Below are 12433 nucleotides of genomic sequence, written 5' to 3' on the forward strand. Positions count from 1 at the left end.
TGGCTCAGTGGCCGCGGAATGCCTCCTCCAGCCACCATGAGCCGTGCGCCGCGCTGACTTTGGCGTCGACCACCAGTGGCCGGATGCGGGGACCAGCGAGCCAGTGGCGTACCGGTCCGAGATCGTCGACGGTCCGGACGGTCAACCCGTCGCAGCCGTAGCCATGGGCGATCGCGGCCAGGTCGGTTTCGGGGAAGGTGACCGTCTCCAACGGGTGCCTGTCCGGGCCGAAGTGGTGCACCTCGGCGCCGTACGCCGCGTCGTTGTAGATCACCACGACGAGGGGTGCCGCCAGCCGGACGGCGCTGACCAGTTCGGTCGCGGACATGACGAAGCCACCGTCGCCGACCGCCGCGACGGTGAGCCGGTCCGGCCGGGCAACCGCCGCGCCGAGTGCACTGGCCAGGCCGAGCCCGACCGACTGGAAAGCCTGGGTGAAACAGAACCCGGCCACGTCCGGCACCTCGAGCCACATGGACGGGTAGCCCATGAAGTTGCCCGAGTCGACCACCACCGTCCGGTCGGGAGGCAGCAGGTCGTCCAGGGCTGCCGACAGCGTCCTCGGGTCGATCGTCGCCGGGGTGCCCTGCCGCGTCGGGGTGCCCTCGTCTGAGTACGGGACGGTCCGCCACCGGCCGTGGTCGCGAATCCGTTGCGCCAGCTCCGGCGTACGCCAGCCGCCGGGCCCGGCGTCCACGGGCCCCGCGGAGCCCAGTCGACCGAGTGCCGCCTCGGCGACCGCCGACACGTCGCCCGCCACCGTCAGGTCAACCGGGCGGTTCACCCCGAACGCGGCGGGGTCGTGGTCCACCTGGACGACGACGGCGGAGGGCGGGATCAGTTCACCGTGCCGGGTGGTCCACATGTTCAGTGTGCTGCCCCACGCGACGACCAGGTCCGCCGCGCCGATCAGCTCGGCGGCGAGTGGGGTGGCGAAGCCGCCGGCCACGTCGATGTACCACGGGTTCCCGGCGAACAGGCCCTTCGCCGCGGCGGAGACCGCGAGCAGTGCCCCGCACGCGTCGGCGAGCCGGGTCAGCGGTTCCCGGGCCGCCCGGGCACCCCGACCCGCGATGAAGACCGGTCGACGTGCGGCCTGGAGCGCGGCCAGCAACGGCTCGACCTGCGGGACGGTGGCCGGGGTGGGCGCGACCGCAGGGACCGGGCCGGCCCACGGTTCGGTCACGGTGAGCTGCACCTCCAGCGGGAGGCCCAGCACCACCGTCGCGCCCCGGGCGGCAGCCCGGTACGCCGCGCCCGCGTCCTCGGCCGCGTGTGTCGCGCGTACCCGATGGAAGTCGGCCCCGACCGCGGCGGCGAGCGCCGGCAGGTCGATGAAGAAGTTCGACCGCGGCGCGGTCGCCTCCGGGGCCAGGACCACCATCGGTGTACGGCTCTTCGCGGCCTCGGTGAGGCCGGTCAGCGCGTTGGTGACGCCCGGACCCTGGTGCACCGAGAGCAGGCCCACCGTCCCGGAGGTGCGGGCGTACCCGTCTGCCATGCTCGCCGCGCCGCCCTCGTGGGCCGCCGCCACGAACCGGGCACCGGCCGCCACGAGCGCGTTCGTGACATGGAAGTTGCCACTGCCGACCACCCCGAAGACGTACCGTGCGCCGTGTTCGTACAGAACCCGGCCGACCACCTCGGCGACCCGCATCTGTGGCCCGGTCCTACCGTTCGACCAGCGCGAGGACCCGGCACGGGCTGCCGGATCCGGAGACGATCGGCAGCGGTCCGGCGATCACCACCGCGCCGGTCGTCGGCAACTGCGCCAGGTTGCGTAGCTGGGTCAGGCCGTACTTCTCCTGGCCGAGCAGGAACGAGTGGCACGGGAACGGCGGGTCGAACGAGTGCGCGGCGCCCGCGTCGGTGCCGACCGTCTCCACTCCGACGCCCTGGATCGGCGACTCCTCGGCCAGCCAGCGGGCGCATTCGACGGAGATGCCCGGGGTACGCCCGGCGTTGGCGTACCGCTCCGGGTCGTCGCCGTACGCGTCCCAACCGGTGCGGTAGAGCAGCCAGCCGCCGGTGGGCAGGGCACCATGTTCCGCCTCCCACGCCTTGACGTGCTCGACCTCGAGCAGGAAGTCACTGTTGTCGGCGGCGTCGGCCGCGTGGTCGATCACCACCGCCGGGGCGATCAACTGGCTCACCGGGACCTGGGAGACGTCCGCGCCCTGTTGACCGGAGACCCAGTGCACCGGCGCGTCGAAGTGGGTGCCGGTGTGCTCGCCGGTGGAGAAGTTGTTCCAGTACCAGGCCGGACCACGGTCGTCGTACCGGCTGATCTCGCTGAGCCGGAACGGCCAGGTCTGGCCGAACTGCTCGGGCAGGCCCAGGATCGGGGTCTGGTCCGAGAGCGGGGCGGTGAGGTCGACAACCTGGATCCGGCCGCTGGAAAGAGCGGCGACAAACTCCTGCAGCACCGTCATGCGGCGACGGTACACCGCACTCACGATCCACGATGGATGCCCGGACGGGTCACGTGATCTGCTCGGCCAGCGCGACGATGATGCCGGCGGGGCCACGGAGGTAACAGAGCCGGTAGCTGTTCTCGTATCGCACCACTTCGCCGACGAGTTCCGCTCCGTGTGGCCGCAGGCGGTCGAGGATGTCGTCCATGTCCTCGACGGCGAACATGACGCGATGCGCGCCCAGCGTGTTCGCCAGCGCCCGCGGGTCACCGTCTGGGCTGGTCGGCGTGTGGTACCTGGTCAGCTCGAGCCGTCCGTGGCCGTCCGGGGTGCGCATCACCACGATGTCTGAGCGGACTCCCTTGAGCCCGACGAGGCGGTCCACCGCGCTGCCCTCGACTGTCGCCTCACCTTCGAACTCCAGGCCGAGTGCGACGAAGAACGCCCTGGCAGCCGCGAGGTCGTCGACGACGATCGCGATGTTGTCCATCCGCTGGACCGTCCCCCGCCCAGGTTGGGGGTCCCGCTGGTCGGCGTCTTTCATGAGCCACAGATTACAATTCCGCCATGGACGACCCCACCCGCGGCGTACGAATCAGACGCGGTGGTCCGGCCGACGCACCCGCAGTGCTGACCATGCTCGACTCCGCGGTGGCCTGGATGAATGATCGCGGCAACACCGAGCAGTGGGGCACGACGCCGTTCTCGGAGAAGCCCGAACGGGTCGAGCTGGTCGACCGGTATCTGACCGAGAGCCTTCCGTTCATCGCGGAAATGGACGGAACGCCGGCCGCGGCATTGGCGTTGGATTCCGGGCCCGATCCGAAAGCACCGATCGCGCCTGCGGCAGAACCGGAGCGCTACGTCCGTCTCCTGGTTTCCGACCGACGATTCGCCGGCCGGAGCCTGGGGTCGGCCCTGTTGGCACACGCCGTGAACGAGACCCGACGAGCCGGCGTGCGGTTGCTACGGGTCGATTGCTGGGCGGGCGGCGGTGGCGAGTTGGTGGCGTTCTACGAGCGCCACGGGTTCACCCCCACCCACACCTTCCTGTCTGGGTCCTGGCCGGGTCAGGTGCTGGCCCAGCGGGTCGACTGAACCGCACTTCTTCACGGGAACCTGGGCGCCGGCCGGTCCGGCCCTTACCGCAGGGCGGGGACGGGCCCGGCGCAGAGAGTGCTCCTCCGCGCCGGGCCGTAGCTCCCGGGTGGTGTCAGCCGACGCAGACGGCGATCCTGCCCGGGCCGGTGCCGGTGCCCTGGAAGCCGAAGGTGGTCGACTGCCGGCCGGCGACGCGTCCGTTGTAGCTCACGTTGGTGAACTGGACGGTGCCGCTGGTGCCGCTGGCCTGCGCGTTCCAGGTGCCGGTGACCGCGGCGCCTGCGGGCAGTTCGACGGTCACCTTCCAGCCGTTGATTTCCGACTTGCCGGCGGTGACCGTCACGGTCGCAGTGAAGCCCCCCGCCCACTGGTTGACCGCCACATCCGCGTAGCAGCCGTCACCGGTCGGCGGCGAACTGTTCGGCGGAGGGGTGGTCGGCGGGGTGGTGGTCGGCGGGGTGGTCGTCGGCGGGGTGGTGGTCGGAGGAGTGGTGGTCGGAGGCGCGGTGGTGGGCGGGTTGGGCGCGCCGTTGGCCAGGCTGAAGGCCAGGTCGGGCTGGAACGAACCGGCCGTGTAGCGGCAGCCGTCCGCCTCCCCCGGCGGCTTCACCCAGAGGTACGCGTCGATGTTGCTGTCGCCGGTGTTGGTCGTCGGGTACTGCCCGATGCGCCGGTCGGTGTTGTCGTCGCCGCACCAGTCCCCGCTGGCGCCTCCGTTACGGCTGGTGTCGATCACCTGGCGCTTGCCCGAGATGCCCATGCCGTTGAGGGCGGAGATGACGTTCCGGCCGAAGTTCGCCTCGCCGGAGGTGGAGTTGTAGTTCGACACGTTGGTGAAGAAGCCGTCGGCGTACTGCACGCCGGCCGCCCGGAGCCGGTTGGCCGTCTCCCCCGCGCTGTTCCAGGTGGAGTGACCGCCGTCGAGATACACCTTGGCGTTGGGGTTGGCCGACTTGATTGTCCGGGTGGCCGTCGAGATCGCCTCGTTGCGCGCGCTGATCTCGCCGCTGCTCAGGCACGTCAGCAGGGCGAGCGAGTCGGTTTCCAGGATGATGATGACGGTCTGATTGCCCAGTCCCCTGGCGAAGTTGGACACCCACGTCTGGTACTGGTTGAGGTCCGGCGCCCCACCGGCGCTGGCTCCGCCGCAGTCCCGGTTGGTGATCTCGTACACCGCCAGCACCGGGATCTGCTGCGCCGCGTTGGCGGCGCCGATGTGCCCGGAGACCTCGGACTGCACTGTCGACGGGTTGAAGTTGGCGAACCAGCGGGCCTGCGGCTGGCTCGCGATCTTGTCGCGGATGACGGCGGTACGCGAGTCGCCGGGGTTCGCGGCGACCCAACGGACGACGGCCGAACTCGGGTCGCGGTAGAGCGAGCCGGACAGCGTGCCGGCGGAGGCGCTGCCGACGGTCAGGCAGACGCCCACGACGGTGGCGGCCGCGACGGCCGCCATGCTGATGGCCGCCGATCTGCGGCGAAGCGAGGAGAGGGTAGGCACGACGTGTTGCCTCCTGATCACATAGATGTTTCCACGTTCATGGGAGCGTTCCCAGGACGGTATCGGAGGTGCGCTCCCCTGCCAAGACGTGGAGACCCGTCGATGAGCATGACCTCGTCATCCGTCAAGGCGGGACGTATGCACACTGATGCTTGTCGATGTTGCCAGAACGGGCTCAGGCGTGCTGGAATGACTCACATCGCCGCAGCGCGGGGGCAACCGCGCTGGGAACGGCCAGCGCGGGAGCATCGCATTGCCGGCAGCGCGCCGCTTGGCGGACGCTCGCATGCCGCATCGCCGGGCCATTTCCACGACGACGGGCAGGCATCCTCGCCCGCCGTAGGCATTCCTCACTGCGCATCCCCGACGGCCGACGCGCTCGACGTCTGACACGCCGTGCATCCGATCCGGTCCGTCAGCCCACCAGAACCGGCGACGAAGTGAGAAGCAATCATGATTTCCCGAGAACGTTTCGCGGGTTGGTACCGAAACCGCTATGTGTGGGTTGCGGTGATCCTGCTGGTGGTGTCGGCCGGCGCGGTCATACTGCTCAACCGGGCCGACCCGGAGGCGAAGCCGGCCGATCTGCAGGGGCAGATCATGGCTCGGATGCGTACCACGCTCGAACAGGCGGACCCGGGGCAGCACAATCACGCCGGACACACTGCCCAGCAGGTGACCACCGAGAAGCCGGCAGTGATCTGCGGGGTCCGCGTCTACGGCTACGAGCCGGCCAAGGTCAGCGCGCTTGCCGACGTGCGGACGGTCTATGGCTTCCACCTCTGCGGGGTCGCCGAGCAGAAGCGCCCCTGGGACGTGGCGGTCAAGCTGGCCGGCCCCGTGATCATGGACATGTCCACCGAACCTCCGGGCATCCAGGTGGTCGAGGCGACCGCCGACGTCATGTTCACCGACCGGCTGCGCGAGATGTTCCCGGAGAAGTACGCGGAGTTGGCGCTCAAGGAGGCGCTGACCGACTCGGAAATGGCCGACCAACGCCGCCGGTACGACGCCGCAGCCGGGCTCTGAAGGCTATGCGAAAGTGCCGCTGGTGCGTGCCGCGATGCGAATGGTGGTCCCCGCGGGTCCGCTGACGACGAGGAGGTAGTCGGCCATCTGCCCGACCACCCACAGGCCCATACCTCCCGTTTCGGACAGGGGTGGTCGCTCGGTGCGCGGAAGGTAGTGCGCGGTGTTGAAGCCCGGCCCGTGGTCGGTGACTTCACAGGTGAGCTGGCCATCCACGAGCAGGCGTAGGCCACCTCTGCCGCCCCCGTGCCGAATCACGTTGATCATCAGTTCGTTGACCGCAGTGACCCAGTTCTCGATCTCGTCGTGGCCGAGGCCGCACCGGCGGCTGGCGGCCTCAACCTCGCGTCGGACGCGGGTCAGGTCGGCGAGGGTGAACGACGTCGAGAGCAGCGGCTTCCTGGCGGAGAGAGCGTGGTGGCCGAGCGGTGGGTTCGCCACTGCTTCCCTCCCTGTCGGACGCGGAGCCGGTGAGCTTGTCGATGGCACGAGGAGGACAGCTCTCCGGAACGGTTCGCCGGACGAACAATGCATCGATGTGACATGGGAAGATACCCCACCCCGGCGGCGCAACACTGTTGATCTCGCTGCTGGCATGCTGTCGGCGGCGTGCCGGCGTCTAGGCTGCCTGCGTGGCCCACGCCGAGCTGATGACGAATGACGAGCGGCTGCGTCGTATCGAGGCGATCACCGATGCCGCCCTGTCGGGGCTGCACGTCGCCGAGTTGCTCGACGAGCTGTTGGAACGGGTCCGGGACCTGCTCAAGGTCGACACCGCCACCATCCTGCTGCTGGACGAACACACCGGCGAGCTCGTCGCGACAGCGGCAAAAGGCCTGGAGGAAGAGGTACGTCGCGGTTTCCGCCTCCGGGTCGGACGCGGCTTCGCCGGGCGAGTGGCGGCGACACGTGCGCCGGTCACGATCCATGACGTCACGCCCGACGACGTGGTCAATCCCGTCCTGCTCGCCACGGGCGTACGTGCTCTGCTCGGCGTGCCCATGCTCGTCAACGGCGACCTCGTCGGCGTACTGCACGTCGGCTCCCTGGCCCTGCGGCGGTTCGGTCCCGACGACGTGCGGCTGTTGCAGCTGGTTGCCGATCGCGCCAGCCTCGCGGGTCGGGCCCGAGCGCAGGTCCTCGACCGGCAGGCAGCGCTGGCCCTGCAACGTAGCCTGCTGCCCGGCCGACTACCCGACATCCCCGGCCTGGACCTGGCCGCCCGGTACGTGCCCGGCCACGACCTGGGCATTGGTGGCGACTGGTACGACGTGTTCACGTTGCCCTCGGGTTGGCTGGGCGCCGTCATCGGCGACGTCTCGGGCCACGGACTGCCTTCCGCCGTCGTCATGGGACGCATCCGCAGCGCGCTGCGCGCCTACGCCCTCGATTCCGACGATCCCGCCCAAGCGCTGACATCCCTCGACCGCAAGATCCACCATTTCGAAGCGGGCACCCTCACCACCGCCGTCTACGCCCTGATCACACCCGATCGCACGAGGGTGCACCTCTCCTCCGCCGGCCACCTGCCACCGCTGCTGGCTGTCCCCGGCCGTCCCACCGCGCTCGTCAACCTGACGGTGGACCGGCCACTTGGTGTGGGCCGACCATCAGCCACTCGCCGCAACACCGTGCTGGACCTACCGCCGGGCGCGGCGCTCATCTTCTACACCGACGGACTGATCGAACGCCGCACCGAACTGATCGACACCGGGATCGAGCGCCTCGCCGACGCCGTACGGTCCGGGCCAGCCGAGGCGTTGTGCGACCACATCATGGCCACAACCGCGGAGGAGCACCCCAACGACGACATCGCCCTCCTGGTCATCCGGCGCCAGCCACCGCCGGATTGAGCCGCTCGGGCAACCGTCGGCCACCTCCGCAGGGTCACGATGCCCTGATCAGGTGCGCTGCTGCGTAAGGGCTGCCGTCGGGCTACCGGGGCAACGGGTGGCCGGTCCGATCAGAACGCAGCGAGCGCAGCGCCTCCACCACGGCGTCGGGTGCCCGCAACGGCACGAAATGGTCGGCGCCGGGTATCCGCACAAGGCGGCACCCGGGAATGCGTCGCGCGGCCTCGACGCAGGCCGGGACGAACGACTGGCGCTCGAGATCGCCGAGCAGCAGCACGCAGGGGGTGGCCACACTTTCCAGCCGGGACCACGCGTCGCCGTCATCGGTGAAGGCTTCGCCCCAGTTGAGCCAGAACCGAACCGCCGAGCGCAGCAGATCGACGACGAGCGGATCTCGGCCGGCGCGGGCCCATCGGGCGATGCCCTGTTCGAGGAAGATCTCCGGGTCGGAGCTGTCCGGCTCGTCGTCGGGATCGTGGGCGGGCGGGGCGCCAGAGATGCCGGGGCAGGCCAGCACCATCCCGCGGACCCGATCCGGCTCGGCGAGGGCGAGGTCGAGCGCGGTGCCGCCGCCCATGCTGCAACCGGCGAACAACGCCGGCCCGACCTCGAGCCGATCGAGCACCCGACGCAGGTCGTCCAGCCGGGAGAACCGCCCGGCCGGCGGTGCTGAGCGCGCGAAGCCCCGCACGTCGTACCGGATCAACCGGTGCTGCCCGGCGAGCCGCTCCCACACCGGGTCCCAGATGCGAGAGTCGCCAACGCCCGGATGCAGCAGCACGACGGGCGGAAGGCCACCCCCGGTGTCCTGGGCCCACACGGACCCCTCACCCACGTCGATGAACTGATCCACGGCTCCGAGCCTTCCACAGTCGAGTGACGCACAGGTCAGCAGGCGGTTCGAGCGTGGATGACCAAATTCTGTGGTCGCGCCGGACTCCTACCGGGACGACCACCAGGTCGAGGCGGCGGTGACGGCGAACCCCAGGGACTCGTACAGCGGCTGGCCCAACCGGGAGGCGGTCAGCGTGACCGGCAGGTCCGCCATCGGAGCCAGGGACCCCAGCATGACCGCCCGCCCGACACCACGGGACCGGAACTCCGGTGCGGTTCCGACCCAGTAGTGACTGCCGAGCCCACCGTGCACGACGGTGACGCACACCCCGGCGATCTCGCCATCCAGGCTGGCGACGAACACGTCCACACCTGGTTGGTGGATCAACGCCGTCGGGAACATCTCGCCGGCCCGGTAGGGCACGAACCTGGCCAGCTCGAAAGCGGCAATCACGGTACGCTCCGCGGCTCGCAGGTCCTCCTCGCTTCGCAGCCGGATGACCGGCATCGCCGGCTCGGCCACGACGCCGGGCTGGCGCAGCATGACCGGCATCTGCCAGGAACGCATGTCGAAGTGGCGCAGATCCGTCGAGCTGAACGGGTCCTCGGCGTCCACCGGCCCGGTCGCCCGGGCTGCCAGTTCGGTGATCTCGGCCAGTTCCTCACGACGGAGGTCGGGCTCCTGGATCAGGATGCGCAGGCCCGCGCGCCCGTCGCCGACGACGGCGAGGAAGCCCCGCCGACGGAGCACCTCGTGGCCGCGGACCCGCCCGGTGGTGGCCCAGAAGGCAGCGGAGTTACGGGCCTGGCGCAGCGGCGCGTCGGAGGCGGACAGGGACCGGGCGCGTTCGTTCGCTTCTGTCGTCATGGCGGTAGTTGTCCCTTCGACGGGGTCTCGACTCGGCGCGTGACACGGCGGGGCTAGGCAAAACTGAGGCCGCCGGCCCGGACGCGTTTGAGTTCGGAGAAGGCCCCGCAGGAGGCGAGCAAATGGGCACCGTCGAAGACGCGCAGGGCCTCTTCCCCGCGCGGGATCGAGGTCAGTACGGGGCCGAAGAACGCCACGTCGTCGACCACGACCGTCGGGGTGCCGAGGTCCTCGCCCACGAGTTGCTGTGCGCGGGCGGTGCTCGCCCGCATCCGCGGGTCGACGTCGCTGCGATGGGCGGCCCCGGCCAGGTCGGCGGGAAGGCCCGCCTCGGCCAGGGCCGCCGGGACGACGGCGTCGAAATCCTTGTCGCCCCCGTTATGGATCCGGCGGCCGAGCGCCGCGTACAGACTCGCGAGGGCGGTGGGACCGTGTTCGGCGGAGACCGCCGTGCACACCCGCGCCGGCCCCCACGCCCGGTCGTTGAATTCGCGGTACCAGGGCTCCAGATCGCGATGCTCGTTGATCACCGCGAGGCTCATCACCTCGAACCGCAGATCGATCGGACGCATCCGCGCCACCTCCACCAGCCAGCGCGAGGTGATCCAGGCGAACGGACAGGACGGGTCCACGTACGCCGTGACCGTCGACGCACGGTCAGAATTGTCTTCCATGGAAGGCAAGTTACCTTCCATGGAAGGTAAGATGCAACGGTGGATGACGACCGCATCACCCAGATCGTTGGTCAATGGCGACGCGAGCGACCAGACCTCGACCCCAGCCCGCTGCTGATCATCGGTCGGATCCAGCAGCTCGCCGTCGTGCTCGACGCAGCCCTGCGGCCGCCGTTCGCCGCGGCGGACCTCGGCAACGGTGAGTTCGACGTGCTCGCGGCGCTGCGTCGCGAGGGTGATCCGTACGCGCTCACGGCCGGGCAGCTGAGCCAGCGGATGCTCGTCACCACCGGGGCGGTGACCAAGCGGGTGGACCGGTTGATCGCTCGAGGGCTCGTGTCACGCTCGGTGTTCGAATCCGACGCGCGCGGCCGGGTGGTGGCGTTGACCCCCGCCGGGATGACGTTGATCGACCAGCTGATCGAGGAGCATCTGGCCAATGAGGCGCGCATCCTGCGTGGTCTCACCGACAGCGACCGCGCAGCGCTCGAGCGCCTACTGGCGACGCTGACCCGCGCCGTGGGTGCCTGAGTGCGAGCCCTCTGACTCGTTCCAGGGCCGGTGGGCGACGGTGAGGATGTGGGTCGTCGGCCAGTCGAGGGGCTGGCCATCGAGGTCGGCGAGAGAGGCGACCGGTGCGATCCGGTTGTCGATCACCCACTCGTTGCGGACGGCGGTGCAGGCAGGACCGATCTCGAAGCCCGCTTCGGTCAGCAGTGTCGTCCACTCGGCGAAACTGAGGCCACAGAACTGTTCCTTCGTCTCGGAGAGCCAGTTGTCGGTGTAGTCCTTGCGGGTCAGGTAGTCCATCGCGGAGCCCAGCTCAAGCCGCACCGAGCCGTCGGGCAGCGCCTCGTAGTCGAAGGGGAACGCGAAGTCGACAGCGAACTGATCCAGCCGTGCCCGCGTCGACAGTCCGCCGACATACCGCCTGACCTCGGCGGAGTCGAGGCTGGCGAGGTCCCGGTGCGGCGATGCCGGGTTGTCGCCGTCATCCGCCACGAGTCGCAGGATCACCGGACGGTGGGGATCGTCCGGGCCACACACGTCGCTGTTGATCCAGACGCCACCGGGCACGGTGTGGTCGTGGATGCGGCGGGCGAACTGCAACAGTGACTCCCGCTGCCGCCCGTACGACCAGATCTCATGGGTCAGCGCGAAGGTGAGGGTGGTGTCCACCGACCGGTCCTTGAAGACCGCGCCACCGAGGACGTTCCGGTGGAAGAAGTACACGTTGGCGTTGCGGAACACGCCCTGCGCCTTCTTGTGCAGGCACTCCTGAAAGAGGTGTCGGGCGACCTCGACGCCAATGAGGTCACTCTCGTGCAGGCCGGTCTCCCGGTCGGCCAACTCCAGGACCGCCCCGGCGCCACAGCCGATATCCACGATCCGACCGGGTTGCACGTACTGCCGGACGGCGTCCCACTTGCGCTCGGCGGCGCCGGCGAAGGCCTCCACGTAGGTCCGGTAGTCGCGGGTGACGGTAAGGCCACCCTCGTCGCCGACGAGGGGGTCGTTGACCACCATCCGGATCTCGTCGACCAGTCGGTAGCGCTCGAAGACGTCGATCGTCGCCGGGTGCGTCAGCTTGCGCCACGTGTCGTCGCCAGCGGCCAGGCGCAGCAGGACATCCCAGGGCCGTTCGGGCGTGGTACGCAGCTCCGGGTCGGCCTCGACCTGCGCGATGGTGAAACCGAGCCGCTCGTACAGCTTGGCGACCTGCGGCGTCGAGCATGCCACCAGGGTGTCGGCAGGAGTCAGTTCGAGTCCGGTGGCTACCGCGATGTTCTTGAGGGTCACCTCGGCGAAGGCATCGGTGTACGCGGTGTCGAAGATCGGCACGACCATCGACCGCAGCCCGCTCAGCACGCTGAATCGCTCGATCGCGGCCTCCCGCCGGTGGTACGGGACCGGATTGCGCTTGGTGTTCTCGTGGTTGGCGGAGGTCACCGCCCAGACGATCGTGACAGCGCCGTCCTCGGCGAGCCGCCGCAGGTAGTCAGCCTGGAAGCAGGTCAGCAGGTGATGGCGCCCCGGAAAGAGCACGAAGCGGGTGGACGGGCCAGCCATGGTCACCCCACGTTGTCCGGGCCGATGTGCGGCCCGCGATCATAACGGGAGGCTTGTTGCGGTCATCCGCCCGGGACGGCGACGACGCC

General features: G+C 69.7%; 13 protein-coding genes. 4 read left to right on the forward strand and 9 right to left on the reverse strand.

Annotated elements, in window-relative coordinates:
* Window positions 1-4 precede the first annotated feature (4 nt).
* Genes GA0070619_RS16990 through GA0070619_RS17000 form a run of 3 tightly spaced genes read right to left on the reverse strand, consistent with a single transcriptional unit; the run spans window position 5 to window position 2958 of the window.
* The gene (locus tag GA0070619_RS16990) at window positions 5-1657 is read right to left on the reverse strand and encodes a thiamine pyrophosphate-binding protein (protein WP_088948981.1); all 1653 of its coding nucleotides are present in this window, start codon (window positions 1655-1657) and stop codon (window positions 5-7) included.
* Window positions 1658-1670: 13 nt separating this feature from the next.
* Window positions 1671-2432 (reverse strand): cyclase family protein, encoded by a 762-nt coding sequence (locus GA0070619_RS16995; RefSeq protein ID WP_088948982.1) that lies wholly within the window; start codon window positions 2430-2432, stop codon window positions 1671-1673.
* 49 nt (window positions 2433-2481) lie between these two features.
* Entirely contained in the window at window positions 2482-2958 is a 477-nt protein-coding gene (locus tag GA0070619_RS17000) for a VOC family protein (RefSeq protein WP_231927074.1), read from the reverse strand.
* A gap of 23 nt (window positions 2959-2981) precedes the next feature.
* Here GA0070619_RS17000 and GA0070619_RS17005 point away from each other — a divergent pair, with 23 nt between their 5' ends.
* Window positions 2982-3512 carry a GNAT family N-acetyltransferase gene (locus GA0070619_RS17005; protein WP_088948984.1) on the forward strand — a complete coding sequence of 177 codons (531 nt, stop codon included), beginning with the start codon at window positions 2982-2984 and terminating at the stop codon, window positions 3510-3512.
* A gap of 115 nt (window positions 3513-3627) precedes the next feature.
* On the opposite strand, the gene GA0070619_RS17010 is transcribed toward GA0070619_RS17005, so the two are convergent.
* Entirely contained in the window at window positions 3628-4971 is a 1344-nt protein-coding gene (locus GA0070619_RS17010; protein WP_088948985.1) for a glycoside hydrolase family 6 protein, read from the reverse strand.
* A gap of 498 nt (window positions 4972-5469) precedes the next feature.
* On the opposite strand from GA0070619_RS17010, the gene GA0070619_RS17015 reads away from it, so the two are divergent.
* Window positions 5470-6045 (forward strand): hypothetical protein, encoded by a 576-nt coding sequence (locus GA0070619_RS17015; RefSeq protein ID WP_088948986.1) that lies wholly within the window; start codon window positions 5470-5472, stop codon window positions 6043-6045.
* Window positions 6046-6048: 3 nt separating this feature from the next.
* Here GA0070619_RS17015 and GA0070619_RS17020 read toward each other — a convergent pair whose 3' ends face one another.
* A complete protein-coding gene (locus tag GA0070619_RS17020) occupies window positions 6049-6486 on the reverse strand; it encodes an ATP-binding protein (RefSeq protein ID WP_157744028.1) in 438 nt (145 codons plus the stop codon).
* Between the two features lie 191 nt (window positions 6487-6677).
* Here GA0070619_RS17020 and GA0070619_RS17025 point away from each other — a divergent pair, with 191 nt between their 5' ends.
* Complete coding sequence (locus GA0070619_RS17025) at window positions 6678-7898, forward strand: PP2C family protein-serine/threonine phosphatase (protein WP_088948988.1); 1221 nt, start codon at window positions 6678-6680, stop codon at window positions 7896-7898.
* An 82-nt stretch (window positions 7899-7980) separates the two neighbouring features.
* On the opposite strand, the gene GA0070619_RS17030 is transcribed toward GA0070619_RS17025, so the two are convergent.
* The 3 genes from GA0070619_RS17030 to GA0070619_RS17040 all read right to left on the reverse strand — a co-directional run bounded on the left by GA0070619_RS17030 (window position 7981) and on the right by GA0070619_RS17040 (window position 10295).
* Window positions 7981-8751, reverse strand: a complete 771-nt coding sequence (locus GA0070619_RS17030; protein WP_088948989.1) for an alpha/beta fold hydrolase — start codon at window positions 8749-8751, stop codon at window positions 7981-7983.
* Window positions 8752-8838: 87 nt separating this feature from the next.
* The gene (locus GA0070619_RS17035) at window positions 8839-9600 is read right to left on the reverse strand and encodes a GNAT family N-acetyltransferase (protein WP_088948990.1); all 762 of its coding nucleotides are present in this window, start codon (window positions 9598-9600) and stop codon (window positions 8839-8841) included.
* Between the two features lie 53 nt (window positions 9601-9653).
* Entirely contained in the window at window positions 9654-10295 is a 642-nt protein-coding gene (locus tag GA0070619_RS17040; RefSeq protein ID WP_231927075.1) for a mycothiol-dependent nitroreductase Rv2466c family protein, read from the reverse strand.
* An 18-nt stretch (window positions 10296-10313) separates the two neighbouring features.
* Here GA0070619_RS17040 and GA0070619_RS17045 point away from each other — a divergent pair, with 18 nt between their 5' ends.
* Entirely contained in the window at window positions 10314-10805 is a 492-nt protein-coding gene (locus GA0070619_RS17045) for a MarR family winged helix-turn-helix transcriptional regulator (RefSeq protein WP_088948992.1), read from the forward strand.
* On the opposite strand, the gene GA0070619_RS17050 is transcribed toward GA0070619_RS17045, so the two are convergent.
* Window positions 10770-12344 (reverse strand): methyltransferase domain-containing protein, encoded by a 1575-nt coding sequence (locus GA0070619_RS17050; protein WP_088951863.1) that lies wholly within the window; start codon window positions 12342-12344, stop codon window positions 10770-10772. The two genes, GA0070619_RS17045 and GA0070619_RS17050, sit on opposite strands and share 36 nt — an antisense overlap.
* Window positions 12345-12433: the final 89 nt, after the last annotated feature.

The sequence above is a fragment of the Micromonospora zamorensis genome (assembly GCF_900090275.1).
Lineage (GTDB): Bacteria > Actinomycetota > Actinomycetes > Mycobacteriales > Micromonosporaceae > Micromonospora > Micromonospora zamorensis.

Bases quoted from the DNA above. Each gene is read 5' to 3' on its own strand.
- GA0070619_RS16990 (WP_088948981.1), bottom strand. From the start codon at position 1,657: ATGCGGGTCGCCGAGGTGGTCGGCCGGGTTCTGTACGAACACGGCGCA.
- GA0070619_RS16995 (WP_088948982.1), bottom strand. From the start codon at position 2,432: ATGACGGTGCTGCAGGAGTTTGTCGCCGCTCTTTCCAGCGGCCGGATC.
- GA0070619_RS17000 (WP_231927074.1), bottom strand. From the start codon at position 2,958: ATGAAAGACGCCGACCAGCGGGACCCCCAACCTGGGCGGGGGACGGTC.
- GA0070619_RS17005 (WP_088948984.1), top strand. From the start codon at position 2,982: ATGGACGACCCCACCCGCGGCGTACGAATCAGACGCGGTGGTCCGGCC.
- GA0070619_RS17010 (WP_088948985.1), bottom strand. From the start codon at position 4,971: ATGGCGGCCGTCGCGGCCGCCACCGTCGTGGGCGTCTGCCTGACCGTC.
- GA0070619_RS17015 (WP_088948986.1), top strand. From the start codon at position 5,470: ATGATTTCCCGAGAACGTTTCGCGGGTTGGTACCGAAACCGCTATGTG.
- GA0070619_RS17035 (WP_088948990.1), bottom strand. From the start codon at position 9,600: ATGACGACAGAAGCGAACGAACGCGCCCGGTCCCTGTCCGCCTCCGAC.
- GA0070619_RS17040 (WP_231927075.1), bottom strand. From the start codon at position 10,295: ATGGAAGGTAACTTGCCTTCCATGGAAGACAATTCTGACCGTGCGTCG.
- GA0070619_RS17050 (WP_088951863.1), bottom strand. From the start codon at position 12,344: ATGGCTGGCCCGTCCACCCGCTTCGTGCTCTTTCCGGGGCGCCATCAC.